The organism is Mesorhizobium erdmanii USDA 3471 (assembly GCF_000472705.1).
Lineage (GTDB): Bacteria > Pseudomonadota > Alphaproteobacteria > Rhizobiales > Rhizobiaceae > Mesorhizobium > Mesorhizobium erdmanii.
Window position 1 is genome coordinate 59,103 of record NZ_AXAE01000022.1, and the last position, 26,381, is coordinate 85,483.

The following is a 26,381-nucleotide window of genomic DNA, read 5'->3' on the forward strand; positions in this document are numbered from 1 at the left end:
GGACTATCTAATGCATGTCGCCCAAGGGTGCGTAGCGGTTTTGGGACAACGACATGCATGAAAACAAAAGCTTAAGGCGCGTTGATTCGTTTCGATGCGGCGCGCTTTAGAGCGCAACAATCTACTCCAACCTGGACAAAGGCCGTTTCGATTGACGCGCGGATTTTTCATCACCTTCGAAGGCGGCGAAGGCGCAGGCAAGTCGACGCAGATCGAGCGGCTGGCAAGGAAGATGCGCGCCAAGAAGTATGACGTCCTGCTCACGCGCGAACCGGGCGGTTCGCCTGGCGCCGAAGCGGTCAGGCATGTGCTGCTTTCAGGCGCCGCGGAGCCATTCGGACCGAAGATGGAAGCGCTGCTCTTCGCCGCCGCTCGCTCCGATCATGTCGAGCAAGTCATCCGGCCGGCGGTCGAGCGCGGCTCCGTCGTGCTTTGCGATCGTTTCCTGGATTCCTCGCGGGTCTACCAAGGCGTCACCGGCGGGATCGACCCGGCGTTCATGGCTGAGTTGGAGCAAGTCGCCATCAACGGCATGATGCCCGACATGACGCTGATCTTCGATATCGATCCGGCCGAGGGCCTCAGGCGCGCGACGGTGCGGCGCGGCAGCGATGCCGGTGCGGACCGCTTCGAGAAGGAGACGCTGGCCATACACCAGGCCCGCCGCGATGCCTTTCTGGCGATCGCCGCGGCAGAGCCGGAACGCTGTATCGTCATCGACGCATCCGCCGATCCCGATACGGTCGAGCACGTCGTCACCGCCGCCGTCTTCGCGGCTCTGGAGGCGAGGGCACCCGCACGCAACAGGCAGGTCGCACCGGTATGATCTTCGAACGCATCGCGCCCGAACAGCATGATACGCTGGACGGCGTGCCCGAACCGTCCGAAACGCCTCGTCTGGTCGGGCACGGGCAGGCGGCCGAGATGCTCGCCACCGCCTATCGCTCGGGAAAGCTGCCGCATGCGTTGATCTTCGCCGGACCGGTCGGCATCGGCAAGGCGACGCTGGCCTTCCATCTGGCCCATCATCTGCTGAGGCATCCAACCTTCGAACAAGCGCCGGAAAACCTTGCCGTACCCGATCCGGCCTCGCCACTGTTTCGTCAGATCGCGACCGGCGCGCATCCAGGCGTGCTGCATCTGACCCGGCCGCTGAACGACAAGACCAAGAGCTTCAAGACCGTCGTTACCGTCGACGAGATCCGCAGGGTCAGCCGCTTCCTGTCGATGACCTCGCATGACGGCAGCTACCGGGTCGTCATCGTCGACCCGGCCGATGACATGAATGCCAATGCCGCCAACGCCTTGCTGAAGAATCTCGAGGAACCGCCGGCACGAACGCTGTTCATTCTGATCGTCCATGCGCCGGGCAGCCTGCTGCCGACGATCCGTTCGCGCTGCCAGATGATACGCCTGACACCGCTCGACGCCGACGATTTGCTGGCGGTGCTGCGGACGGCCGAACCGCCCCCGCCGGACGATCCGGCCGCAAGGACAGCACTGGTCGAGCGGGCAGGGGGCAGCGCGCGCAACGCGATCCTTTTGACGCAATATGGCGGGCTGGAGATCGCCGAGACGCTCGATGCGCTGGTAGCGAAGGGAAGAGGCGACATCGGCGGAGCCTATCGGCTTGCCGAAGCCGTCGCTGGACGCGACCAGGCGATCCAGTTCGATATCTTCAATCGCCGGGCGCTCGACCTGTTGTCGGATGCGGCAAGCCGGGCTGCCCTGGCCGGCGACCTCGCAAGGGCGAAAACATTGTCGGACACTTGGCATGAGGCGCTGGACGCGATATCTGAGACCGATACCTACAATCTCGACAAGAAGCAGCACGCCTTGACCATGATCGACCGCCTGAATTCTGCGATGCGAATGTGACGGCCTTTTTGGTGCATGCCGTTGCCCCAAAACCGGGGCCACTTTTGGGCGGCATGCATCGGCACCGGGATGGCAATCGCCATTCCGATGCGATATCCACCGCCACGGCTTCCATTCAGATATTCATGATGGTTCATTCATGTCACGCGACACTTTCTACATCACGACAGCGATTTCCTATCCCAACGGCAAGCCACATATCGGCCATGCCTACGAACTGATCGCCACCGACGCGCTTGCACGCTTCCAGCGGCTCGACGGCAAGCAAGTGTTCTTCCTCACCGGCACCGATGAGCACGGTATCAAGATGCTGCAGACGGCGAAGCGCGAAGGCATTTCGGCGCGCGAACTGGCCGACCGCAATTCGGCCGACTTCAAGCGCATGGCGACGGCGCTCAATGCCTCCAACGACGATTTCATCCGCACCACCGAAGAGCGCCATTACGCGTCCTCGCAGGCGATCTGGAAGGCGATGGACGCCAACGGCGACATCTACAAGGGCGGCTATGCCGGCTGGTACTCGGTGCGCGATGAAGCCTATTACGGCGAGGAGGAGACCGAAGTCCGTCCCGACAATGTCCGCTATGGGCCGCAGGGAACGCCGGTCGAATGGGTCGAGGAGGAGAGTTATTTCTTCCGCCTTTCGGCCTACCAGGACAAACTCATCGCGCTTTACGAAAGCCAGCCCGACTTCATCGGACCGGCCGAGCGCCGCAACGAGGTTATGAGTTTCGTCAAGTCCGGACTGAAGGATCTGTCGATCTCGCGCACCACCTTCGACTGGGGCGTGCCAGTGCCGGGCGACGAGAAGCACGTGATGTATGTGTGGGTCGACGCGTTGACCAATTACATCACCGGTGTCGGCTATCCCAATGAAAATGATGAGAAATGGCGGTTCTGGCCAGCCGATGCGCACATCATCGGCAAGGACATTGTGCGCTTCCATACGGTTTACTGGCCGGCCTTCCTGATGTCGGCCGGAATCCCGCTGCCGAAGCGCGTTTTCGGCCACGGCTTTTTGTTCAACCGCGGCGAGAAGATGTCGAAATCGGTCGGCAACGTCATCGACCCGTTCACCATGGTAGAACACTACGGCCTCGACCAGGTGCGTTACTTCTTCCTGCGCGAAGTGCCGTTCGGCCAGGACGGCAGCTACAGCCATGAAGCGATCGTCAACCGCACCAACGCCGACCTTGCCAACGGCCTCGGCAATCTGGCGCAGCGCTCGCTCTCGATGATCGCCAAGAACTGTGGCGGCGTGGTGCCGAAGCGCGGCGAGATGACGGACGCCGACAGCGCGATCCTGGATCAGGCGGTGGCCGCCCTGGCCACCGCGCGCAAGGCGATGGCCGAGCAAGGCATTCATCTGGCGCTGGCGGCGATCTTCGGAGTGGTGGCGGAAGCCGATCGCTATTTCGCCGGACAGGAACCCTGGGCGCTGAAGAAGACCAACCCGGAGCGCATGGAGACGGTGCTGTGGACCACGGCCGAAGTTGTGCGGCGCGTGGCGGTGCTCTGCCAACCCTTCGTTCCGGGATCGGCGGCGAAGCTGCTCGACCTGCTGGCGGTGCCGGCCGACAATCGTCGCTTCGCGCATGTCCACGCCGACTATGCGCTTGTACCCGGCACCCCATTGCCGTCGCCGGAGGGTGTCTTTCCGCGCTACGACAAGCCCGAGGCGAGCGCCTGATGCTCGTCGACAGCCATTGCCATCTGGACTTTCCGGATTTCGCCGAGGAGCGGGCGGCCATTGTCGCCCGCGCCAAGGCGGCCGGAATCGGTCGCATGGTGACGATATCGACCCGTGTGAAGCGCTTTCAGCAAATACTTGAAATCGCTGATGCTTTCGAAGAGGTCTACTGCTCCGTCGGCACCCATCCCCACAATGCGGCGGAAGAACTCGACGTCACCGCCGCCGAACTCGTGCGTCTGTCGGCTCACCCGAAGGTGGTGGCGATCGGCGAGGCTGGGCTCGACTACTTCTACGACAAGGCGCCACGCGATACGCAGGCGCAGGGTTTTCGCAATCACATTGCCGCCGCTCGCGAGACCGGCCTGCCTCTCGTCATTCATTCGCGCGACGCCGATGCCGACATGGCAGCCATTCTCGAGGATGAAACAGGGCAGGGCGCCTTCCCCTTCATCCTGCATTGTTTTTCGTCGGGGCGCCGGCTCGCCGAAATCGGTGTCTCGCTCGGCGGCTATGTGTCGTTCTCGGGCATCCTGACCTTCAAGAATTCGGCCGAACTGCGCGCCGTCGCCGCCGACGTGCCGCATGACCGGCTGCTCGTCGAAACAGACGCACCCTACCTGGCGCCGATACCGTTTCGCGGCAAGCGCAATGAACCGGCCTATGTCGCGCACACCGCCAAGGTGCTGGCGGAGACGATCGGTGTCAGCGAGACTGAAATCGCTGATCTGACCACGAACAATTTCTTCCGGCTGTTCGGCAAGATGCCGCGGCCGGCCACGCAGAGCGCCTGAACGATGACGGACCGGCTGCGCCTCACCATTCTCGGCTGCGGCTCGTCACCAGGTATCCCGCGCATCACCGGCGACTGGGGCAATTGTGACCCGGCCAATCCGAGAAACCGGCGCATGCGCACCGCAGCGCTGGTCGAACGGATTGCAGCCGATGGCGGCCGTACCACCGTGGTCATCGACACCGGGCCGGATTTCCGCGAGCAGATGTTGCTCGCCTCGGTCAAACGCATCGATGCCGTCGTCTACACGCACCCGCATGCCGACCATATCCACGGCATCGACGATCTGCGCGGCTATGTGCTCGAGCAGCGCCACCTGATCGACATCCATGCCGACCAGCCGACGATGCTGCGCCTGCGGCAGGCATTCGGGTATTGCTTCGAGACGCCGCCGGGCAGTTCCTATCCGCCGATCGTGCGGGCCCATATCATCGACCACGCAAAGCCCGTGGTGATCAAAGGCGAGGGGGGTGCCCTCACCCTCGAGCCGCTGCCGCAGTTCCATGGCGACATCATCTCGCTCGGCTTTCGCATCGGCGGCATGGCCTATTGCCCCGATATCAGCGGCTTTCCCGATACCACCGCCGAGCGGCTGCGCGGCCTGGAAATGCTGGTCATCGACGCGCTGCAGTACAATACCCATCCCAGCCATCTGTCGCTGGGCCAGGCGCTCGGCTGGATCGAGAAACTGGCGCCCAAAAATGCCGTGCTCACGCATATGCATGTGCCGCTGGACTACGCCACGGTGATGGCCGAGACGCCGGACACCGTGGTGCCGGCCCATGACGGCATGGTGATCGAAATCCCTTATGAGTCAGCGTGATACGAACGGCATCTCATGCGGGCGTTCGGCCTGACGTCATGGACGACCCATTCTTCGCTTCGCGAGGATTCTTGCGCTCGGCATCACGCATCAACGGTCCAACGCGGCTGGCCTCGTAGTGAAAGATGCTGCTTCTGCCCGTGCTGTAGCCGTGCACGAACACCTCGATCGCCGATTCAATCTCACGCGTTGCTGTCGTTATCCACGCAGCGTAGCGTTGGCCATCAGCTCAAGGCAACACGCTTCGGTCGACCCCAAGCCTATGAAAATCCGCAGCAATTCCCAGGCGCTGGCCAACGCGTAAGTTCCATAATCTATCTTATGCGACTTTTTGATGTAGGTGCAGGACTGCGCAACGCTGGAGATCGTCGCCGCCGAGGGCCCCGCCTTACCGCCACTATCTCTGGGCGTCTTCGCTTGAACGCGGTGTTCGGCGGCATCCTGATCTTCGCCGGCGTCCACGCCTAGACCGCCGACACGGCAACGAAGCAAGAACCCGCGGCCTGGGCTGCCAATCTGCACAGGATTGCAGCGCGTAAGCCGGCTGTCGTGGTGCCGGGCCACATGACGCCGGAGGCGCCGGTCGGCATCTCGGCCGTCGAGCACACTAAGACTTATCTGCTGGCCTTCGAGGAAGAATTCGCCAAGGCAACCGGCGCCGTCGCGCTGAAGGCCGCGATGGAGGCCCGCTTCCCGAACCTCGGCAGGTGTCACCCTCGATATCGGCCCGAAGGTCGCCAAGGGCGAGATAAAGTGGGGCTGAGAGCGGTAAGTGAACGAATTTCCGCCGTTGCAGCGAAGATGGTTAGCATGTTAAGTTCTTTGTCGGTTGCACCGGCACTGCCGTCGCGACTGAGAATCCCGCATCAAGACGGGAGACGGAACGAGATGGAGGAGACTATGCTCGACCACCATGTGAGCGTCGCCGACGGCGAGGCTTTCCTGTCCGCCTCGCGGATGCTATTTGGCCCGATCACGCAGCGCTTCTCGCGTGGCGAGGCGCCCTCGCTGCCAAAGCTGGTATCGGTCAATCTGGGCTCCTGCCGGCTTTCCGAGATCAGGGCAAAATCGCATCTTGTCGTCAATGACCGCGCGTTCTGGCGCAGTTTCGACCCCGACGCGATCAAGATCCTTATGCAGCTCAGGGGCCGCAGCCGCTTCGAGCAGCAGCAGGTCGCGGTCGATCTCGGGCCGCGCGCGGCAATCATCTACGATCCGGTGCGCGCCTATTCGCTGCAGAACCTTTCCGATGTCGACCAGCTCATCCTGCAGGTGCCGCGCTCGACCTTCGGCGACGAGACGCTGGCGCGCCTCTCAGCCCCGGTGCCGCTCCCCGGCGAGGGCGACAGCCTGACCCATATCGTGTCCGGCCTGATGCAGATGGCGATCGGCGAGGCGCACCGGCTGGACGAGGCCGGCTGCCGCCGCGTCGGTGAAAGCCTGATCCAGCTCGTTAACGGCCTGATCAAGGCAAAGCCCATGGTGCCGGAATTCCGTCGCTCGCCGCTTGAGGCGCTGCGCGAGCGCATCATCGCCTATATCGATGCCAATCTCGCGAGGAGCAGCCTCTCGGCCGAGGACATCGCTCGCCACATGGGCTGCTCCCGGCGCTACCTGCACCGCGCCTTCGAAGGCGAAGGTGTGACGCTGGAACGCTTTGTTTGGGACAGGCGGCTGGAGCGCAGCAAGGAGGAACTCCGCTCCCCTGCCCGGGCCTCAGCCTCGATCTCGGAAATCGCCTTTGCCTGCGGGTTCAATTCGAGCGCGCATTTTTCGCGGGCGTTCAAGAGCAAGTATGACCTGGCACCGCGGGAGTTGCGAGAGCGAATGTTGGCTGTGGTGCAGTAGGTGCGCGGTTAACCGCAAGTGCTGACCGATAGACCGGGCCGTTTGAGGCAACACGAGGCACAACGTATCTCTTCAATTTTCGAAGTCTCTCATTCCGGACTTGCAGCCTTTTCGCTTCAGCTATCGGCACCGCCGGTTCGAAAGACTGCGGGCCTCAACCCGTGCGTGCCCTGCCCGCAAAACTCCGCATCAGCCCCTTCGGCAGGAACAGCATTGCCAGGATAATCGTCAGCCCCGAGATCACCGGGTGATAATCCGGCACCACGATGCGGGCGAGGTCGAAGACTGCGTACATCACAAGCGCGCCAAGGATGGGGCCGAGCAACGTGCCGGTGCCACCAACGACCGTCATCATCAGCGGCAGGAGCATCCAATCGAGGTCGAACACCGAGTCCGGCCCGACATGGAAGATGTAGTAGGTGTAGAGGCTACCCGCGACGCCGGCGATGAAAGCGCTGCCGGCGAAGGCGGCGACCTTGACCTTGAGCGTGTCGATGCCGTTGGCCGACGCCGCCATCTCGTCGTCACGCACGGCGATCAGCGCCAGGCCGTAGCGCGAGCGCATCAGGGCGCGGATGGCAAGCGCGGTGGCGACCATCAGACCGAGTGCCACCCAGTAATGCGGGCGCAGCGTGTCGAACATGCCGGCGGGCGCGACGATACCGAAGGCGCTGCCGGTGAAGTCGCCGCCATTGACGAACAGCACCTTGACGATCTCGCCGAAGCCGAGCGTGCCGAGCGCGAAGTAATCGCCATGCAGTTTCGACAGAAGCGGCAGGCCGACAATGACCGCTGCGAGCGACGCGACGATGCCGCCCAGCAGCATGGTCACCGGGTCGAAATAATAGATGCTGGGATGCTTGTCATAGAGCGAACCCCAGAGATAGTTGCCGGTCCACAGGATGGCGGTGGTGTAGGCGCCCAGCCCGAAGAAGGCGTGGCTACCGAGGCTGATCTGGCCGCCATAGCCGGCCACCAGGTTCCAGCTCTGCGCCATGATGGCGTAGAGGAATATGAAGAACAGGAACGAGAAATAGTAGGCGTCGACAGCACCTGGCACGAACGGCAGCAGCGCCAGCGCCGCCACGACGACAATTGCGATACATTGCAAGGTGCGGCTCATCGCTTCTCAAGCCTTCTTGTAGGGCCGGGTGAACAGGCCTTCCGGCTTGAACATAAGCACCAAAAGGAACACGCCATAGGCGATGGCATTCGTCCAGCCGCCCGAGATGAAGTACTGGACATAGGCTTCGATCAGCCCGAGCAGGATGCCGCCGGCGAGCGCGCCGGTGACGTTGCCGATGCCGCCGAGCGCCAGGGCCACCAGCGCCTTGAGGCTGAAGATGAAGCCGGCGAAGGGATTGAACGGAAAGGTGGTGGCGACCGCGACGCCGGCAGCGCCCGCCAGCGAAATGCCGATGGCGAAGGCAATTGCGTTGACGCGGTGCGGGCTGATGCCCATCAAAGTAGCGGCATCCATGTCTTCCGAGGCAGCGCGCACCGCCTTGCCGACCATGGTCTTGCGCAGGAAAAGCATCACCAGGCCGGTGCCGGCGAGTGCGATCAGGAAGCCCATCGAGCGGGTGAAGGAGGTGCGCACGCCGAGGAGCTCGATGCCGCTGGCCGTGTAGCTCGTCACCACGCCGGCGGTGTTACCGCCCCAGATCACCGTCATCAGGTTCTGCACCAGGAACATCAGGCCCACTGCAATCAGCAGCGAGACGTTGCGGTCTTCCTCGGCGGCTGCCTTGCGGAACAGACCCTGATACATCAGCCAGCCGACGCCGAGCCCGACCGGCACGACGATGAGCAGTGACAGGAATGGGTCGATGCCGAGGCCATAGAACAACGTTCGCACGAAATAGGCGGCCAGAATGATCATCGCGCCCTGGGCCAGGAAGATCAGCCGCATGGTGCCGAAGATCAGGCTGAGACCCACCGCGGCGACACCATACATGGCGCCGCCAAGCGCGCCGTTGAGAGAGAGCTGGAGCAGAATGTCAGGCGGGGGCAGGTTGAACATCAATTACTCCAACACGCCCATATAGGCCTTCTGGATTTCGGGATCTGCGATCAGATCGGCGCCGGTACCCCGCATGGCGAGCGAGCCGGTCTTGAGCACGAAGGCGTAGTCGGCGACCTTCAGCGCCTGATGGATGTTCTGCTCGACCAGCAGGATGGTGACGCCCTGCCCGTGCAAGGTCTGGATCAGCGAAAACATCTGCTGGACGACCAGCGGGCTCAGACCCAGCGACGGCTCGTCGAGAATGAGCAGCGACGGCTCCGACATGGTGGCCCGCGCGATCGCCAGCATCTGCTGCTCGCCGCCCGAGAGCGAACCGGCCTTCTGGTGGATGCGCTCCTTCAGGCGCGGAAACAGGGCATAGGCCTTGTCGAGCAATTCCTTGGTGCGCGGCCGCGCCTTGGGTTGGAAGGCGCCAAGCTCTAGATTTTCCAGCACCGTCATCTGGCGGAACAGGCCGCGTCCTTCCGGCACATGTGCGATGCCCATCGAGGCGATCTCCTGCGGCGCCTTGCCGACAAGCGATTGGCCGGCCAGCCTGATATCGCCGCTTTTTGGCTTGAGCAGGCCGGAGACGGTCCTGAGCAGCGTCGTCTTGCCGGCGCCGTTGGCGCCGACGATTGCGACAATTGTGCCGGGGTCGACATGGAGCGAGACACCCCACAGCGCGCCGACGTCGCCATAGGCGACCTGGAGATCGCTTACTTCAAGCAGCCGGTTCGCCAAGATAGGCCTCTATGACTTTGCGGTTCTGGGTGACTTCGCGCGGCGTGCCGTCGGCGATCTTCTCGCCATGGTCGAGCACGATGACGCGGCTGCAGACTTTCATGATGGCGTCGACCTTGTGCTCGACCCAGAGAATCGAAAGGCCGCGCTCGGTGCGCACGCGCCTGATAACGTCGACCATGCGCTGGATCTCGGTGGGGTTGAGGCCGGCCATCGGCTCGTCGAGGAGCAGGAGCGCCGGATCCGACGCGACGGCGCGGGCGATCTCCAGCATGCGACGATCGGAGAGCGTCATATGGGCGGTGCGCATGTCGCCCTGGGCGGTGAGGCCGACCAGTTCCAGTGCGGCATTCGCGGTTTCGGTCGCATATTTGACGCGGCCCCCTGCCCCATAGACGGCGCCGACCATGACGTTCTCGAAGGCGGTCATGGTCAGGAAGGTGCGCACCAGCTGGAAGGTGCGGGCGATGCCGAGCCGGGAGATGCGGTGCGGCGCGACGCCGGTGATGTCCTTGCCGCGAAACAGCACCCGCCCCTGCGTCGGCGCATAGATGGCGGTGATAACGTTGAACAGCGTCGACTTGCCTGCGCCGTTGGGACCGATCAGCCCGATCAGTTCGTTGGGGCCGACCGCGATGTCGACATTGTTGAGCACGACGAGCCCGCCGAACCGCTTCTGGACCGCCTCGAGGCGAAGCAGGGTTTCGTCAGGCTGCATCGTGGTGTCCGTCTCTCCGGAGGATGTGATTGAGTTTGGAAAGGCATCAGGTGGCATTGGCCCTGCGGGCCGGCTTTCTCCCCACCGCTATACGGGGAGAAATGCCCAGCTAGGCAGTGAGGGGCAGCGCCGACGTCGCCAAGGAGGGCTTCCCTTGGCGAACGCCCTGCCCCTCGCCTGTCAGCGCTTGTCCCAGGCCGGGGCAGGCTTGTAGGTCCAGGTGCCGTCCGGATAGATCAGCTGGTGCTTGCCCTGCCACCACTGCGTCGCGACACTTGGGATCAGCGCGAAGCCGGTCTCGTCGAACTTAAGATCGCCCACCACGGTGTCCTTGAACTCCTGGCCGAAGATCGCATCATGGATCGCCGCTGCGTCGGTGCTGCCGGCTTTCTCGATCGCCTGCGCCAACACTTGCGCATTGGCATAGAAGGCGCCGACGGTGACGGAGTCCTTCTTGTACTCGGCTTCGTAGCGCTCACCGAGTTCCTTGGCGCCCTTGTATGGGTAGCTCGCGGACCAGAAGCCGTCAGTCATGATGTAGTCGGAGTCCGGTCCCAGCGCCTCGTGAAACTCACCCGTCCAGGTGCCTTTCCAGCCGTGGAAATATGGCACGGAGAAGCCGAGTTCCTTCATTTGCCGGAGCAGCGTGATGGTGTCGGCGGGTGAACCGAAGACCAGCATGGCGTCAACGTCGGCGGCCTTGAGCTTGGTGATCAGCGCCGAATAGTCGGTGGCGCCGATCGCCCAGGGGTCGTCGACGGCGAAGGTGTAGCCGTACTTCTTCGCCGCCGCCTGGAAGGCGCCGCCAAAGCCCTTGCCGTCGGGCGAATCTTCGGTGATCAGAGCTGGGTGCTTCGGCTTCTCGTCGGCGGGCAACTTGTCCCAGACCTCGAACGGCACCTCGGCACCGGGACCAGGATGGAAGAAGAACAGTGCCGAGTATTTGAGCTTCAATGGCTGCCATTCGAACGGGAAGGCCGTCGTGATCATGTAGAACTTCTTGTACTTCTCGGCGACGATGGCGCCGGCGATGTTCATCGGCCCGGAATGGGTCGACAGCAACGCGTCGACCTTCTGTACCTTGATCAGGTTTTCGAGCGCCGACGCCACCTTGCCTTCGGAGCTTTCGTCGTCGGCGACGACGAGGCGTAGCGGCAGCTTCTTGCCGGCGGACTTGACCATGATGCCGCCGGCCTTGTTGATGTCGGCGACGGCTTGCTCATAGGCCCATTTCTGTTCCTTGCCATCGCCGGCCAGCGGACCGGTCAGCGAGATCGGCGCGCCGATGACGATTTCGGTGTCGCCGGCATAGGCCACCGTGCCGGCGGCACTGAGCACGGTGGACAGCAACAGGCCGGCCAGCATTCCGTTCAGACTGATTTCCATTCCATCCTCCCAGGTTCATCGGGCCAACGCATCAGGGCGACGCCCGCATTCACAGTGCAGGTGCTCAGCCCATCGCGGCGGCGACCAGCTTGGTGTCGGTGAACTGCTCGAAACTGACGGCCTTGCCGTCCAGCATTTCCCAGACATGGACGACGCGCGCCGACATCGCCTTGCCTGTCTTTTTGTAGACGCCAGAATAGGTGCCGATGCCGACGATGGTGCTGTCGCCGTCGACCAATGTGTCGACCTTCAGCGCATAGCCCTCCCACTCTTCGCCGATGCGCTTGAAGACGCCTGATATGATGGCGTCGGCGCCGACATAGGTTCCCGCATAGGGGAAGCCCGCCATTTCCGTCCACGCCGTCTTGTCGGTGACCGGCGCCATCATCGCCGCCAGGTCCTTGTTGTCGGAGCCGGCGTAATGCGCCTTGATGACTTCGTAATTCCTGCTCATGCCATTCACCTGTTCGCTCAGACGGGCGCTTTGCCCGGGTCGTAGACGGTTGTGGATTTCTTCTCGATGAATGCGCCGGCCGGCTTGTTCTCGACCTTGCCCTGGCTGGTGACGCCGAGGAATTTGCCGGTCGAGCGCATCATGTCCCAGTTGTAGAAAAACAGCGAAGCGACCGGGATGATGAACTCGCGGAAGCCGAAGACATAAAACTTGTCATCGAACTTCCAGGTGGTCGCGAGATCGACATCGCCATGGCCGCGCTGGATGCCGACGAGGTTCTGCCAGGCATAGCGTTCAGAGCTCAGATAGATGTGCTCGTAGACGTGGTTAGGGCTGTATGTATAGTGCGCGGTCAGACCGATCAGGTCGCGGGTCGGCGCGGGCTCGGTACCGGCAGGCGGAACCGAGGCATCGCCAAGCACGCCTGCCGAATAGACCTGCGCGACGCGTGGCTCGCCGGGCGCCTCACCGGGCTCGCGAACCCGCTCGCGCACCGAAAGCACACGCCGCGTTTTCGTGTCGACGATGAAGGCCTCGTCCTGCGTCGGCCGCGTGGCGAAAACCATGTTGATGAAGAAGACTTGTGGCGCGACTTCCAGCGCCTCGTACCAGTCGGCGCCGGCATGGCGGCCCTCGCTCCAGGCCACCGTATCGGCCGATGTGAAGGCGAGATCGATGACGCGGCCGCTGTTCAGCGTGATCTTGAAGGTCTGGCCGCGCAGCGCGTCCGTCGTCGGTAGACGGTTGGTGGCGATGCCGGCGGCGAAATCGTCGAAGTGCTTCCAGTCGGCAGGTCTGTTCGGGTCGTTCATGGTGCTCTCCACATCAATCGACGAAAGCAAGCGTCGGCAAGTCGACGACGGTGGCGCCGCCATCGATTGTCAGGATCGAACCGTTCATCATCGCCGCCTCGCCGGAGGCGACGAAGCAGATGACGTTGGACACCTCTTCCGGTGTCGCCGGCCGCCCGAGCGGCACGTCCTTCGTCACCAGCCGGTAGGCCTCGGCGACCGAGCCGAGCCCGTGTTTTTCGACGACGACCTTCATCTGCTCGTCGGCCATGTCGGTCGACACCCAGCCCGGGCAGATGATGTTGGTGCGCACGCCCTTGCGGCCATAGTCGCGGGCCAGCGATTTGCCGAAGCCGATGCAGGCATGTTTCATGGTGACGTAGCCGGCCGCGTCCGGGCCGGCGAACAGGCCGGCGATCGAGGCGACGACGACGATGTTGCCCTTCCGCGCGATCAGGTCCGGCAGGCACTCGCGGGCACAGACGAAAGTGGTGTCAAGGTTGAGGCGCGTCGCCAGCGCCCAGGTCTCGTCGCTCATAGACACGGTCGGGCCGACGCCGTGGCCGCCGGCATTGGCAACGAGAATGTCGACCGGTCCGAACTTGTCATGCACTTGCGCAAGGGCGGCGCGGACGGATTTGGCGTCGGCGGCATCGCCCTGCACCGCCAGCCCGCCAATATCCTTGACGACGGCCTCAAGCGGCTCGCGCCGCCGGCCCATCAGCACCACCCTGGCCCCGTCGGCGGCCATGCGCCGGGCGACGGCCGCGCCGATGCCGGTGCCGCCACCGGTGACGAATGCCGTCTTGCCTGAAAATCTCATGCTGCGGTCCTCAAGGGCGCGAAGCCCAAATGCTGCCGATCGTTGACGTGGAGTGTGCGACGAGAGCTTGCTTGCCGTCTTGTCCGAGTGGGAACTTTGTTTTGACTGAGCGCGCACTTCGCGGCTCCTCTGCGATATGCCGCGCGACCTTGCCGCGCGGCATATCGCAATTGCGGCGACCTATTTCTTCACAGCTTCCAGATCGATGGCGATCACAACCTCAGGCCCTAGGCCGAACCCGTTGGCGGCCTTGGCCATCGGAAAATCGGCGGTGCTAACCTTACCGGTGGCGCTGAAAGCCGCCTTGGTCAGCGTCGCGTCCCACGGCGCCTGCGCCTCGTTGAGCAGCTTGACGTCGAGTGTGACTTCCTTGGTGACGCCGCTGATGGTGAGATTGCCGGTGACCTTGCCCGTCTTGTCATCGACCTTCTCGACCTTGGTGCTCTCGAAGCTGATCGTCGGGAACTCGGCGGCGTTGAAGAAGTCCGGGCCTTTCAGGTCGCTGTCGCGCTGATCGAAAGCGGTGTGAACCGAGGCGACCTCGAGCTCGGCCTTGACGCTGCTCTTCGTGAAGTCGGCCTTGTCCAACGTGATCGCGCCCTTGACGCTATCGAACTGGCCGTGGGCGATGCCGTAGATGCCATGCTTGATGGTGAAGGTGACCCAAGCGTGCTGGCCGTCGATCTCGTAATTGTCGGCATAGGCGGCCGATTCCAGCATGGATGCGCCGGCGAAAGCGAGTGCGGCAATCAGATTTCTCGTCCTCACATGTTTCTCCCTATTGTTGGTTCTGGTTCTTGGACCCGGCTCAGGAAAAGCCGAGGGCGGCCCCATGCGGCGCCCAAACGATCGCCGTCACGATGGCCAACATCGCCGGAACGGCGATCAGGATGCCGGCGACCAGAGGCCGCAGCGGCCGCGCACCGGGAAGCTGGTTTTGCAGCGGGCCGCGCACGAGCACGGCAGCAATCGGCGGCAAGGATGAAAGGATGAGCGCAGCGGGATTGGCCTTGGGCGCCAACAGCGCGACCTGGATCAGCACCGTGGCCGCGGCGTAGAGCAGCAGGAACTCAAGACCTTTGCTCCACGAAGCGGCCACGCCGCCGCGCAGCACCGCGACATAGTGCACGAGGCACCAACCGCCAATCAGCGCCGCGACCGAGCCGAGCAACTGCCCGGTGACGATCGAAGCGCCAAGCACCGAGACGATGGCGCCCGAGAGCGACAAAGCGAGCACCGCTGCTGGGGTGAGGAACGGTTCTTCCATGGATGGCGACTGTGAGGCTTGCCGCGCCGTTAATATCGGGGCGCCGACGAGCGTCAGCAGACCAACGGCCAACGCCGCGATCATCTGCAGGTCGAGCGTACCGGCAGCAATGCGCCGCCAGCCCAGCCACAGGAACGCCGCCGCAAAAACGATGGCGCCAAGAGAACCCATCCGGCCGCCCAGCACTCGCTCAGGCAGCAGGCTTATGACGATGCCGGCGAAGGCGAGATAGATCAGCTTCTGGCTGGCGGCGACCGGCGGCACCACCGGCGGGCCGAGCGTGTCCCAGTAGAAGAACAGAAGCAGGACCGCCCAGAACACAGTGAGCGCCGGCGACGACGGCGGCAAAGCGAAGCGCGCCAGCAAGGCAAGCACAATGCCGAGCAGCAGCGGCAATGTCGTCGTGGTGAACATAGGATTGCCGAGTATCGCGCTCAATCGCCACCGCCCTTCCAAGACCGATCAAGAACGTGCCGGCGCGGCCGATCTCGTTGTTTGATCTTGATTGGCCAAAGGCCAGCCGTCTTGTCCGAACGGGAACTTTGTTTTGACTGAGCGCGCACTCGCGCCTTCAGCGGCTTGAAGCGGGTTCGCGCGCTCCATAACCCTCTCGAAAATGTTCATCGATTTTTCGAGGAGGATGGCGTGAACGAGAGAACCGTGCCACCGATCAGCGCGGCAGCCGCAGCCTTCCTGGCGCGGTCGCACAGGCCTTTCATCAATGGCCGTTTCGTCGACGGCCCAGCCGGTGATGGTCTCGCTGTTGACGACTCCGCCTCCGGCGAGATTGTCGCGCATGTGCCGGAAAGCGGTCCGGAACTCGTCGACCAGGCGGTGGGCGCCGCCCGAGCGGCGCTCGAAGGTCCATGGGCTTCAATGCGGCCGGTCGACCGCCAGAACCTGATGCTAAGGCTTGCCGACGCGGTTGAGGCCGACGCCGATCTTCTGGCCGAAATCGAGAGCATCGAGAACGGCAAGTCGCTGGGTGTCGCCCGCATGCTGAGCGCCGGCGGCACCGTCGACTGGCTGCGCTACTATGCCGGCTGGGCGACCAAGATTGAGGGCTCGACCTTCCAAGTTTCCATTCCGGTGCCGCCGGGCGCCAAACATCACGCGATGACCGTCATGGAACCGGTCGGTGTGGTCGGCGCCATCGTGCCGTGGAACTTTCCGCTGCTGATCGGCATGTGGAAGATCGCTCCGGCGCTCGCCTGCGGCTGCACGGTCGTCCTGAAGCCGCCGCAGGAAACACCGCTCGGCCTGCTAAGGCTCGCCGAACTGATCGAGGCGGTCGGCTTCCCTCCCGGCGTCGTCAATATCGTCACCGGCAGCGGCTCCGTCACCGGAGAAGCGCTGATCCGCCATCCCGGCATCGACAAGCTGACCTTCACCGGCTCGACGGAGGTGGGAAAACGCGTCGGCCATGCGGCGGTCGACCGTGTCGCGCGCTTTACGCTGGAGCTCGGCTCCAAGTCGCCGATGATCCTGCTTAGCGACATGGAGGACGGCATCGAGCAGCTGCTTGTCGGGCTCGGCATGTTCTTCAATCAGGGCCAGGTCTGCACTTCGGCGGCGAGATTGTTGATCGAGAAGTCGATCTACGACCGCACGCTGGCACGGTTGGCCGAGATCGCCGACGGCATGATGATGGGCGCCGGCCGCGACGCCGACGCGCAGATCAACCCGCTGGTCTCGGCCAAGCATCGCAACAGCGTGCAGGGCTTCATCGAGCGCAGCCTTGCGGCAGGCGTCGAACGCGTGAGCGGCGCGCGGGCGGTTCCGGCCAAGGGGCATTATGTGGCGCCGACAATTCTGCATCACGTCCGCCCTGACATGGAGATCGTGCGCGAGGAGGTGTTCGGACCGGTGGTCGCGGCAATGCCGGTCGCCGATCTCGATGAGGCGATCCGCATTGCCAACGACACGCGTTACGGCCTGTCGGCCTCGATCTGGACCCGCGACATGGGCAAGGCGATGACCGCGATCCACGGGCTCAAGGTGGGGACGGTGTGGGTCAATTCGCACAACACGCTCGATCCGGCAGCGCCCTTCGGCGGCTTCAAGCAGTCCGGCATCGGCCGCGAGCATGGCCGCGCGGCGATCGAGGGCTACCTCGAGACCAAGACCGCCATCATGCGCTACGCCTGACCGATGACGGAGATCTATGATTACATCGTCGCCGGCGCGGGCTCGGCCGGCTGCACCGTTGCGAGCCGGCTCGTCGCGGCCAGCAAGCGTGTGCTCGTCATCGAGGCAGGTCCGGCCGACAATACGCGTTTCATCGATATGCCCGCCACCTTCGCTAAGGTGATCGGCACGGCGCGCAGCTGGATCTACCAGTCGGAACCCGAACCCAGCGTCGGTGGACGCTCGTTGCCCATTCCGCAGGGCCGCACGCTGGGCGGCGGCTCGTCGATTAACGCGATGCTCTACATCAGGGGCCAACCGGAAGATTACGACGGCTGGCGCGAACTCGGCTGCCCGGGCTGGGGCTGGGACGACGTGCTGCCGATCTACAGGCGGCTGGAGCGCAACGAACGGCTGGCTGGCGGTTGGCACGGCAATGCGGGTCCGCTGCCGGTCTCCGATCCGCGCTATCGGCACCCGCTGTCGCTCGCCTATGTGCGGGCGGCGCAGCAGGCGGGCTATCGATACAATGACGACTTCAACGGCGAGCAGCAGGAAGGCGTTGGCTTTTATCAGACGACTACGGCAAACGGTGAAAGGCAGTCGGCGGCCAAGGTGTTTCTCAAGCCGCTGGCCGCAGATGTCAACCTCAAGATCGTCACCGATGCGCTGGTGACTGGAGTGACGCTGGAGAACGGCGCCGCGACCGGACTGTCCTACACGACGCCGGACGGCCAGATCCATTCCGTCTCGGCGAAAGAGGAAGTCATCCTCACCGCCGGCGCGCTGGCGACACCGAAGCTGATGATGCTGTCCGGCCTTGGCCCGGCGGCGCATCTGGCGGAGATGGGCATTCCCGTCATCCGCGACATGCCGGCCGTCGGGCAGAATTTGCAGGATCATGTCGCAGCACCCCTCTACGCGCTGACCCGCAAAGCGGTCTCGCTGCTTGGCGAGGATCGCGGCCTCAAGGCTCTACGGCACGGCATCGAATATCTACTGTTCCGGCGCGGCCTGCTCACTTCGAACGTGGTAGAGAGCGGCGGCTTCTTCGACACCGACGGCGACGGCCGACCCGACGTCCAGTTCCATGTCCTCCCGGTGATGATCGAAAGCGCCGAGCACGGCTCGATCAAGCGCCACGGCATGGAGCTCAACCCCTGTGTGCTGAGGCCGAAGTCACGCGGCTCGGTGCGTCTGCGCTCGCGAAAGCCAAGCGATCCGATCCGTTTCACCACCGGCTTCCTGTCGCACGCCGACGACCTCGTCCTGCTGCTTGCCGGCATGAAGGTAGCGCGAACCATCCTGCGGCAGCCGGCGCTACGCGAGGTCATCGCCGAGGAACTTGCACCGGGCAAGGCAGATGATCTCAGCGAAGAGGCGATCGCCGACCACATCATCAGCCATGCCAAAACCGTCTATCATCCCTGCGGCACCTGCCGGATGGGGACGGACCCCCAGGCTGTGGTCGATCCGCAGCTTCGCGTGCGCGGCGTGCCGCGCTTGCGCATCGCCGATGCGTCAATCATGCCGAGACTGATCAGCGGCAACACCAACGCGCCGGCGATCATGATCGGCGACCGCTGCGCCAATTTTATCCTAGGCTCCTCTCCGCCTTGAGAGACCCCGTCAGAGAGCATGTGAGCAAAGCGAGGCAGGTCAGGGATCAGGCCAGCGCTTTCCGCGCGTCTTCGGCCAGCACGCGCAACACGCGCCATTGCCGCTCGGTGATGTCGTGGCGGGCAAGCATCGGCCGGAAATGCGCCATGATCACTTCGCGGGCGCGAAGCAGAACCATCGGCAGCGAACGGCGTGTACTTGGCGGCAGCAAGGTCAGGTCTCGGAAAAATCCAATCCAGTACGACTCGCTGCAAATATTAACTGGGGTCGCAGCTATAGACGCGATTTTGCCGAGAGCGGCAATCCCGCCCTGGAAGCTAGGCCCGCGCAGAGAGAACGACGCTTGACATTCCGGTGTCAAGATGTAATTCACATGTTAACTACAAGATCGGTGATGCCGGCGGAGGAAACCTTGCCTCATGTGGCGATCGAATATTCGGCGAATCTCGACGCGAAGGTCGACATGGGCGAGCTTTGCGCGTTGGTCTCACGCACCATCCTCGAAACAGGCCTGTTCGAACCGGGCGCGGTCAGGGTACGGGCCTTCCGCGCCGAGGCCTATGCGATCGCCGACCAGCTTCAGGAGAACTGCTTCATCGACTTGAATTTCCGTATCGGCAAAGGCCGCAGCGCGGCGGAAAAGAAAAGCGCGGGCGAAGCTATCTTCGCCGCCATGACCGATCACCTGGCATCGCTGTTCGCCACGCCGCATTTCGCGCTCTCACTGGAGATCCGCGAGATCGACGCCGAGCTCAGCTGGAAGAAAAACGCCATCCACCCGCGACTCCGCAGCAAGTAAACGGGCGCGGCAAATAGAATAGGAAGAACCCATGGCGGCATTGGACGACAATCTGAGGAAGGCCGAAGCCTATCTCGAACGCTTCCGCAAGGGCGGTGTGCTCAACCAGATCGGAGGCGAAGCCGTGCCCGCAACGGATGGCTCGACATATGAGACCATCTCGCCCATCGACCTCAAGCCGCTCGCCAAAGTGGCGCGCGGCAAGGCCGCCGACATCGACCGCGCCGCCAGGGCGGCGAAGGCGGCTTTCAAGGACTGGGCTGCGATCTCGGGCGATGCGCGCAAGAAGCTCATGCACAAAATCGCCGACGCGATCGTGGCGCGCGCCGAAGAGATCGCCTTCGTCGAATGCATGGACACCGGACAGTCGCTGAAGTTCATGGCCAAGGCAGCACTACGCGGCGCCGAGAACTTCCGCTTCTATGGCGACCGCGCGCCAGAAGCGCGCGACGGCCGTTCGCTCAGGGCGACGAACCAACTCAATCTGACGACGCGCGTTCCGATCGGCCCGGTCGGCGTGATCACGCCGTGGAACACTCCCTTCATGCTGTCCACGTGGAAGATCGCGCCGGCTCTAGCCGCCGGCTGCACTATCGTCCACAAGCCGGCGGAGCTGTCGCCGCTGACGGCGCGGCTGCTGGTCGAGATCGCCGAGGAAGCGGGTCTGCCCAAGGGCGTCTGGAACCTCGTCAACGGTTTTGGCGAGGACGCTGGCCGGGCGCTGACCGAACACCCCGACATCAAGGCGATCGGCTTCGTCGGCGAAAGCCGCACCGGCTCGATGATCATGAAACAGGGCGCGGAAACGCTGAAGCGCGTGCATTTCGAGCTCGGCGGCAAGAACCCGGTCATCGTCTTCGCCGACGCCGATCTGGAGCGCGCGGCCGACGCCGCCGTCTTCATGATCTATTCGCTGAACGGCGAGCGCTGCACCTCGTCCTCGCGCCTGCTGGTCGAGGCCTCCGTCCATGACAAACTCACCGATCTGGTGGCGGAGAAGGCCAGGCGCATCAAAATCGGCCATCCGCTCGACCCGGACACCGTGGTCGGCCCGTTGATCCATCCGGTGCACGAGGAAAAGGTGCTGTCCTATATCGAGATCGGCAAATCGGAGGGCGCGGTGGTCGCCGCCGGCGGCGGCAAGTTCGCCGGTCCGGGTGGCGGCTGCTATGTCAGCCCGACGCTGTTCGTCGGCGCCACCAATAAGATGCGCATCGCGCAGGAGGAAATCTTCGGCCCGGTGCTGACCGCCGTCCCGTTCAAGGACGAGGCCGAGGCGCTGGCGCTGGCCAACGACACGCAATACGGGCTCACCGGCTATCTATGGACATCCGACGTCACCCGCGCCTTGCGCTTCACCGATGCGCTCGACGCCGGCATGATCTGGGTGAATTCCGAAAACGTCCGGCATCTGCCGACGCCGTTCGGCGGCGTCAAGAGCTCGGGTATCGGCCGCGACGGCGGCGACTGGTCTTTCGACTTCTACATGGAAACCAAGAACATCGCATTCGCCACGGCGCCGCATTCGATCCAGAAGCTCGGCGGCTGACCGGAGACACCCATGGCCCTGCCCCAACCCAATCTCTACCCAGCCTTCAATATCGTGCGGCTCAGCCATGTCGAGCTCGCCGTCACCGACTTGGCAAAATCCCGCGCCTTCTATGTCGACACGCTCGGCCTGCAGGTGACCGACGAGACCAGCGGCGCCATCTATCTGCGCGCGATGGAAGAGCGCGGCCACCATTGCATCGTGCTGCGCAAGGCGGCGACGCCGGAAGCGCGCGAGCTCGGCTTCAAGGTTTTTTCCGACGAGGACTTGGACAAGGCGGAGCACTTCTTTGCGGCCAAGGACCTGCCGGTGGAGTGGGTCGAGCGGCCCTATCAGTCGCGCACCTTCCGCACCCGAGACCCGCACGGCATCCCGCTCGAATTCTATTCGAAGATGGAGCGGCTGCCGCCGATCCACCAGAAATACGCGCTTTACAAAGGTGTGAAGCCGCTGCGCATTGACCACTTCAACTGCTTCTCGCCGGATGTCGATGAGGCGGTCGCCTTCTACAACGAACTCGGCTTTCGAGTGACGGAATACACCGAGGATGCGGAGACCGGGAAGCTGTGGGCGGCCTGGACGCACCGGAAGGGCGGCGTGCACGACATCGCCTTCACCAACGGCCTCGGCCCGCGCCTGCACCATGTCGCCTTCTGGGTGCCGACGCCGCTCAACATCATCGACCTGCTCGATCTGATGGCGACCACCGGCTATGTCGGCAATATCGAGCGCGGCCCCGGACGGCACGGCATCTCCAACGCCTTCTTCCTCTACGTCCGCGATCCCGACAACCATCGCATCGAGATCTATTGCTCGGACTACCAGACCGTCGATCCCGACCTTGAGCCGATCAAGTGGGACCTGAAGGACCCGCAGCGCCAGACGCTGTGGGGTGCGCCGGCGCCCAAAAGCTGGTTCGAGGAAGGCAGCGTGTTCGCGGGTGTCGAGCCACGTAAGTCCGATCTGGCCGCTTCGCCGATCGTGGCGCCTTGATGGGCTATTGGGAGATGTTCGCGTTCCGTCGCCCCCCCCTCTGGCCTGCCGGACATCTCCCCCACAACGGGAGAGATTGGCTGTCATCTCTGCCTTCGCTAACTTTCAACATTGCAGGAAAGGCGCCGACGGCGCGGCCGGCTGATCTCCCCCCAAGTGGGGGAGATGTCCGGCAGGACAGAAGGGGGCGCCGTAGAACTCGACGCTTCCGGTTGACCAGCGGCGCCGACTGCGGAGCATCAGCATGAGCGCGGGACGCCTCGCCACCTTCACCGCCGGCAGCAGGACGCGCTACGGCGCAATCACCGACAAGGGCGTCGTCGACCTTTCGGCGCGCCATCCCGAATGGCCGACGCTGCGCGAGGTAATCGAAGTAGGCGCGCTCGTGAAACTTGCCGAGGAAGCGGAAGGCCTCGCCGCCGATTTCCGGGTCGAGGACATTGCTTACGAAATCCCGATCCCGTCGCCGGAAAAGATCATCTGCGTCGGCGTCAATTATTCGGACCGCAACGAAGAGTACAAGGACGGACAAGCGGCGCCTTCAAATCCGTCACTCTTCCTCCGCGTCCCGCGCTCTTTCGTCGGGCATGGCGCGCCGCTGGTGCGGCCGCCGGAATCACCGCAGCTCGACTATGAAGGCGAGGTCGTCATCGTTATCGGCAAGGTCGGACGGCGCATCGCCGAGGCCGATGCTTTCGACCACATCGCGGCGCTTTCACTGTGCAACGAAGGCACGATCCGCGACTGGGTGCGCCACGCCAAGTTCAACGTCACGCAAGGCAAAAATTTCGACCGCACAGGCTCCATCGGTCCCTGGCTGGTGCCGTTCGCCGACGAGGTGCAGATCGCCGATATTGCGCTCACTACGCGCGTCAATGGTGAGACCCGCCAGCAGGACCGCACGGGCCGCATGATCTTTTCCTTCCGCAAGATCATCAACTACATCTCAACCTTCACCACTCTGATGCCGGGTGACATCATCGTCACCGGCACACCGACCGGCGCCGGCGCTCGCTTCGACCCGCCGATCTGGCTGAAGCCGGGCGATGTGATCGAGGTCGAGGCTGACGGCATCGGCCTGCTTCGCAACGGCGTCGTCGACGAAGGAACCGGCCGATGATGACGGAGATGGAAGTCGAGGACGCCGCATGGCGGCTGTTCGAAGCCGAGCGCGGCCGCCGCCAGATCAAGCTGCTCAGCCTCGATTTTCCGCAAGCGACGATGGATGACGCCTATCGCGTGCAGGCAGCTTTGGTGAAGCGGAAGGCCGCATCGGGACTGACGATCAAGGGCTGGAAGATCGGGCTGACCTCGAAGGCGATGCAGTCGGCGCTGAGCATCGACATTCCGGATTCCGGCATCCTGTTTGACGATATGTTCTTTGAAAATGGCGGCACCGTGCCGGCCGATCGTTTCATTCAGCCGCGCATCGAGGCCGAGATCGCCTTCATAATGAAGGCGCCGCTCGCCGGCTCCGACATATCGATCGACGAGGTGCTCGACGCTACCGATCACATCACGCCTGCGCTTGAAATCCTCGACACCCGTATCGAGCGGCTAAACAAGGAGACCGGTAAAATTCGAACCTTCTTCGACACGATCTCAGACAACGCCGCCAATGCCGGCATCGTCGTCGGCGGCCGTGCGGCAATCCCGCACGGGGCGGATCTGCGTTGGGTGGGCGCCATCGTATCGCGCAACGGCGACGTCGAAGAAACCGGCTTGGGAGCAGGCGTGCTCGATCATCCAGCCAAGGGCATCGTCTGGCTCGCCAAACGGCTCAACCAATACGGCATGCGGATCGAGGCCGGCCAGATCGTGCTGTCAGGTTCCTTCATCCGGCCGGTTGAATGCCGGCATGGCGATACCATCCACGCGGACTTCGGTCCTTACGGCTCCGTAGGACTATTCTTCGACTAGAAGGTAAATGCCCGGCACCGAGCAATCTATTCAAGAAGGCGCTGTCCGAAGGCCGACCCCAAATCGGTCTTGGGCAGGCGCTCGCCAATCCGCACACGCCCGTAATCTGCGCCGGCGTGGGCCGGGAATCCGCTTGGCGCTAAAACCCGAGGGAGCTTTCTTCGTCGGCATCGACGTATCGAGCACCCGGCTGGCCGCCGCACTCGTCGACTTCAGCGGGACTCCGCTCACCAAGATCACCATTCTCGCCAGTCCATCCCGGCGCTGGGTGCGACACAACTCCAAGCGCCCCGGCAAACGAGCACACCTCATACGCCGATTTATCTCAGAAACGCGACTGGCCGAACAAGTGACGTTGGCGGCATCGCCACCGAACGCTGGCGACCAAGTAGCAGCTTCAGTACATCGACCGCTTGTTGACGGCGTCGGTCGGAACCGCCTGGATGACATCCCAATGCTCGGCAATTTTGCCATTCTCGACACGGAACATGTCGACGATGGCGGTTTCCGGCGTGGCATCCGTTTTCGGCTGCACGACTTCCGTCATGACAAGGTCGCCCTCGGCGATGACACGCTTGAATTCGACCTTCTGCTTCGGCCAATGGGTAATGCCCATCTTCTCGAGCAACTGGCGCACCGAGTCGCGTCCGTCGGTCATAGTCGGATTGCGCTGGATGTAATTCGCCGCCCAGTAGCGGTCGAGCGCCGTCAGATCATGGTCACCGAACAACTCCTGATAGGCCTTGAGGACCAGCGCCTTGTTGGCTTGCGTGAGTTCGTGTTGCTGCAGGATCGCCTTCTTGTCTGGCTTTGAACCGTCAGCGGCTGCACTCGACGCCGCGAGCACGGACGCGAGCAAGGCCACGGCGATCTTCTTCATCTTCATCATAATCTCCTTATCGGTTTTCTCTCTGTAGTCAGGAAAGCGCCTTCGCCACCATGACGGTGTCGACATACTGGGTCATCTGCCGGATCTTGCCATCCCGGACCTCGTAGAGATGAGCGAAGGCAGCCCGCATCGACTTGCCGGTTGCCTTGTAGGTGCCGGAGTAGACGCCGAAGGCGGCAACGCGTTCACCATCGGCGAGGTAGGTGTGAACGTCGGCGCGGCAGTCGATCCACTCGCTGCCAAGCCGGGCGAATACGCCTGCCAACAGCGCATCGACGCCGACATAAGTGCCGGCATAGGGAAAACCTTCCGCCTCGGTCCACTCTACATCCGGATGAAGAACGGCCATGAGATTTCGGCCGTTCTGCTCAGATGAGCCTTCATAGGTCGCACGGATCAGGTCGAGATTGCTTGCCATGTCAGCCCCACTTCATCTCGCCCATCGCGACTTTGGAGCCGATATCGAGCGCGACGCCCATACCGAGGCCGGGGAAGCGCGCTTCCATCGCGGCCTTTAGCGCAGCAGCGTCCGCAGCCTTGTCCAGTTCCACTTCGAAAGCAAGGACATAGGCCTTGGTGTAAGCGATGGCGCTCAGGTCGGTTGCCGCCTGCGGATCGAGGTGGCCAGGTACGACGACCGATGGCTTCAGGGCGGCGATCTTGTCGAGGTTGGCAATCCAGGTGGCGCGGGACTCCTTGGTCTGCGTGTCGGCCGTCCAGACATGGACGCCGGAGAAGATCAGTACGCCACCGAATACCGCGTCGAGCGTGGCAACGCGTAGATAGCGGCGGTTAGCGAGCCCTTCCGCGGCGACGACCTCGACCAACTCGCCGTCAACAGTCAACGCCGCGCCATCGAAGGCTTCGGGCAGCACGACATCGGCGAGCGTCTGCGGACCGTTCTCCTTCAACTGCGGTCCCCAGACGGCGAGCTTTTTCTCGACATTGCCGTTGATGGCGGCAATCGTATCAGATGCGGCGATAACCTTTGCGTCCGGGAAGGCTTCACGCACCGGCTTCAGGCTGAAATAGTAGTCAGGGTCGGACTGGCTGACGTAGACGGTTGTCAACGTCTTGCCCGTCGCCTTGATCGCTTCGGCAAGAGCGCGGCCATCCGGATAGGTAAAGCCGCCATCGATCAGCAGCGCTTCGGTCGGACCGGCTAGCAGCACAGGGGCACGGAAGAAGCCGGTCTGGCCGGCGGGAAAATGTTTCCAGGAAAGCTTGGATGTGTTGGTGACCATATCAGACTCCTCAATGTCTA

25 protein-coding genes and 2 pseudogenes are annotated in these 26,381 nt (G+C 63.3%); 13 read left to right on the plus strand and 14 right to left on the minus strand.

The genetic code is table 11. From position 1 onward, the window contains the following. Positions 1-151 precede the first annotated feature (151 nt). The 6 genes from tmk (at position 152) to A3AU_RS1000000137300 (ending at position 7,032) form a co-directional block, all read left to right on the plus strand. Positions 152-826, plus strand: coding sequence for a dTMP kinase (gene tmk / locus A3AU_RS0118650; protein ID WP_027054212.1), 675 nt, complete (start codon positions 152-154; stop codon positions 824-826). Next, complete coding sequence (locus A3AU_RS0118655; RefSeq protein ID WP_027054213.1) at positions 823-1,878, plus strand: DNA polymerase III subunit delta'; 1,056 nt, start codon at positions 823-825, stop codon at positions 1,876-1,878. The genes tmk and A3AU_RS0118655 overlap by 4 nt, the downstream gene beginning before the upstream one ends. A gap of 139 nt (positions 1,879-2,017) precedes the next feature. Beyond that, positions 2,018-3,568, plus strand: a complete 1,551-nt coding sequence (gene metG, locus A3AU_RS0118660) for a methionine--tRNA ligase (protein WP_027054214.1) — start codon at positions 2,018-2,020, stop codon at positions 3,566-3,568. Then, positions 3,568-4,362, plus strand: a complete 795-nt coding sequence (locus A3AU_RS0118665; protein WP_027054215.1) for a TatD family hydrolase — start codon at positions 3,568-3,570, stop codon at positions 4,360-4,362. Before metG ends, A3AU_RS0118665 begins: the two co-directional genes overlap by 1 nt. A 3-nt stretch (positions 4,363-4,365) precedes the next feature. Further along, positions 4,366-5,184 (plus strand): MBL fold metallo-hydrolase, encoded by an 819-nt coding sequence (locus A3AU_RS0118670; protein WP_027054216.1) that lies wholly within the window; start codon positions 4,366-4,368, stop codon positions 5,182-5,184. An 888-nt stretch (positions 5,185-6,072) separates the two neighbouring features. Beyond that, positions 6,073-7,032, plus strand: a complete 960-nt coding sequence (locus A3AU_RS1000000137300) for a helix-turn-helix domain-containing protein (protein ID WP_051355398.1) — start codon at positions 6,073-6,075, stop codon at positions 7,030-7,032. A gap of 154 nt (positions 7,033-7,186) precedes the next feature. Here A3AU_RS1000000137300 and A3AU_RS0118685 read toward each other — a convergent pair whose 3' ends face one another. From A3AU_RS0118685 to A3AU_RS0118730, 10 genes are all read right to left on the minus strand, one after another. Continuing rightward, complete coding sequence (locus A3AU_RS0118685; protein ID WP_027054218.1) at positions 7,187-8,155, minus strand: branched-chain amino acid ABC transporter permease; 969 nt, start codon at positions 8,153-8,155, stop codon at positions 7,187-7,189. Positions 8,156-8,161: 6 nt separating this feature from the next. Continuing rightward, positions 8,162-9,055 (minus strand): branched-chain amino acid ABC transporter permease, encoded by an 894-nt coding sequence (locus A3AU_RS0118690; protein WP_027054219.1) that lies wholly within the window; start codon positions 9,053-9,055, stop codon positions 8,162-8,164. A gap of 3 nt (positions 9,056-9,058) precedes the next feature. Next, entirely contained in the window at positions 9,059-9,769 is a 711-nt protein-coding gene (locus A3AU_RS0118695; RefSeq protein WP_027054220.1) for an ABC transporter ATP-binding protein, read from the minus strand. Continuing rightward, positions 9,762-10,499 carry an ABC transporter ATP-binding protein gene (locus tag A3AU_RS0118700; protein WP_027054221.1) on the minus strand — a complete coding sequence of 246 codons (738 nt, stop codon included), beginning with the start codon at positions 10,497-10,499 and terminating at the stop codon, positions 9,762-9,764. Before A3AU_RS0118700 ends, A3AU_RS0118695 begins: the two co-directional genes overlap by 8 nt. 180 nt (positions 10,500-10,679) lie before the next feature. Beyond that, positions 10,680-11,885 (minus strand): amino acid ABC transporter substrate-binding protein, encoded by a 1,206-nt coding sequence (locus A3AU_RS0118705; protein WP_081709586.1) that lies wholly within the window; start codon positions 11,883-11,885, stop codon positions 10,680-10,682. Between the two features lie 64 nt (positions 11,886-11,949). Then, positions 11,950-12,339, minus strand: a complete 390-nt coding sequence (locus A3AU_RS0118710) for a nuclear transport factor 2 family protein (protein ID WP_027054223.1) — start codon at positions 12,337-12,339, stop codon at positions 11,950-11,952. Between the two features lie 17 nt (positions 12,340-12,356). Next, positions 12,357-13,151: a MoaF C-terminal domain-containing protein gene (locus A3AU_RS0118715; RefSeq protein WP_027054224.1), complete on the minus strand. Its 795-nt coding sequence runs from the start codon at positions 13,149-13,151 to the stop codon at positions 12,357-12,359. A gap of 13 nt (positions 13,152-13,164) precedes the next feature. Further along, complete coding sequence (locus A3AU_RS0118720) at positions 13,165-13,953, minus strand: SDR family NAD(P)-dependent oxidoreductase (protein WP_027054225.1); 789 nt, start codon at positions 13,951-13,953, stop codon at positions 13,165-13,167. Between the two features lie 180 nt (positions 13,954-14,133). Next, positions 14,134-14,721, minus strand: coding sequence for a YceI family protein (locus tag A3AU_RS0118725; protein WP_027054226.1), 588 nt, complete (start codon positions 14,719-14,721; stop codon positions 14,134-14,136). A 40-nt stretch (positions 14,722-14,761) separates the two neighbouring features. Further along, a complete protein-coding gene (locus tag A3AU_RS0118730; protein ID WP_154674614.1) occupies positions 14,762-15,658 on the minus strand; it encodes a hypothetical protein in 897 nt (298 codons plus the stop codon). A 207-nt stretch (positions 15,659-15,865) separates the two neighbouring features. Here A3AU_RS0118730 and A3AU_RS0118735 point away from each other — a divergent pair, with 207 nt between their 5' ends. Both A3AU_RS0118735 and A3AU_RS0118740 read left to right on the plus strand, forming a co-directional pair. Next, positions 15,866-17,368 (plus strand): aldehyde dehydrogenase family protein, encoded by a 1,503-nt coding sequence (locus A3AU_RS0118735; RefSeq protein WP_081709592.1) that lies wholly within the window; start codon positions 15,866-15,868, stop codon positions 17,366-17,368. Positions 17,369-17,371: 3 nt separating this feature from the next. Then, positions 17,372-18,967: a GMC family oxidoreductase gene (locus A3AU_RS0118740; protein ID WP_027054229.1), complete on the plus strand. Its 1,596-nt coding sequence runs from the start codon at positions 17,372-17,374 to the stop codon at positions 18,965-18,967. Between the two features lie 70 nt (positions 18,968-19,037). Here the strand turns inward: A3AU_RS0118740 and A3AU_RS01000000135645 are convergent. Further along, a pseudogene (locus A3AU_RS01000000135645) lies at positions 19,038-19,145 on the minus strand (homoprotocatechuate degradation operon regulator HpaR); the annotation flags it as partial. Positions 19,146-19,379: 234 nt separating this feature from the next. Between A3AU_RS01000000135645 and A3AU_RS0118750 the strand changes: the two are divergent. The 5 genes from A3AU_RS0118750 (at position 19,380) to hpaH (ending at position 24,228) form a co-directional block, all read left to right on the plus strand. Further along, positions 19,380-19,766, plus strand: coding sequence for a 5-carboxymethyl-2-hydroxymuconate Delta-isomerase (locus A3AU_RS0118750; RefSeq protein ID WP_027054230.1), 387 nt, complete (start codon positions 19,380-19,382; stop codon positions 19,764-19,766). A 31-nt stretch (positions 19,767-19,797) separates the two neighbouring features. Next, positions 19,798-21,315, plus strand: coding sequence for a 5-carboxymethyl-2-hydroxymuconate semialdehyde dehydrogenase (gene hpaE / locus A3AU_RS0118755; protein WP_027054231.1), 1,518 nt, complete (start codon positions 19,798-19,800; stop codon positions 21,313-21,315). Between the two features lie 12 nt (positions 21,316-21,327). Then, complete coding sequence (hpaD, locus tag A3AU_RS0118760) at positions 21,328-22,308, plus strand: 3,4-dihydroxyphenylacetate 2,3-dioxygenase (RefSeq protein ID WP_027054232.1); 981 nt, start codon at positions 21,328-21,330, stop codon at positions 22,306-22,308. A 244-nt stretch (positions 22,309-22,552) separates the two neighbouring features. Continuing rightward, positions 22,553-23,428: a fumarylacetoacetate hydrolase family protein gene (locus tag A3AU_RS0118765; RefSeq protein WP_027054233.1), complete on the plus strand. Its 876-nt coding sequence runs from the start codon at positions 22,553-22,555 to the stop codon at positions 23,426-23,428. Then, on the plus strand, positions 23,425-24,228 hold the full coding sequence (hpaH, locus tag A3AU_RS0118770) for a 2-oxo-hept-4-ene-1,7-dioate hydratase (protein ID WP_027054234.1): 804 nt from the start codon (positions 23,425-23,427) through the stop codon (positions 24,226-24,228). The genes A3AU_RS0118765 and hpaH overlap by 4 nt, the downstream gene beginning before the upstream one ends. A 397-nt stretch (positions 24,229-24,625) precedes the next feature. On the opposite strand, the gene A3AU_RS0118775 is transcribed toward hpaH, so the two are convergent. The 3 genes and pseudogenes from A3AU_RS0118775 to A3AU_RS01000000135650 all read right to left on the minus strand — a co-directional run. Further along, positions 24,626-25,114, minus strand: coding sequence for a nuclear transport factor 2 family protein (locus tag A3AU_RS0118775; protein ID WP_245235519.1), 489 nt, complete (start codon positions 25,112-25,114; stop codon positions 24,626-24,628). 31 nt (positions 25,115-25,145) lie between these two features. Next, positions 25,146-25,535 carry a nuclear transport factor 2 family protein gene (locus tag A3AU_RS0118780; protein ID WP_027054236.1) on the minus strand — a complete coding sequence of 130 codons (390 nt, stop codon included), beginning with the start codon at positions 25,533-25,535 and terminating at the stop codon, positions 25,146-25,148. Position 25,536: 1 nt separating this feature from the next. Beyond that, a pseudogene (locus tag A3AU_RS01000000135650) lies at positions 25,537-26,346 on the minus strand (MBL fold metallo-hydrolase); the annotation flags it as partial. Positions 26,347-26,381 lie beyond the last annotated feature (35 nt).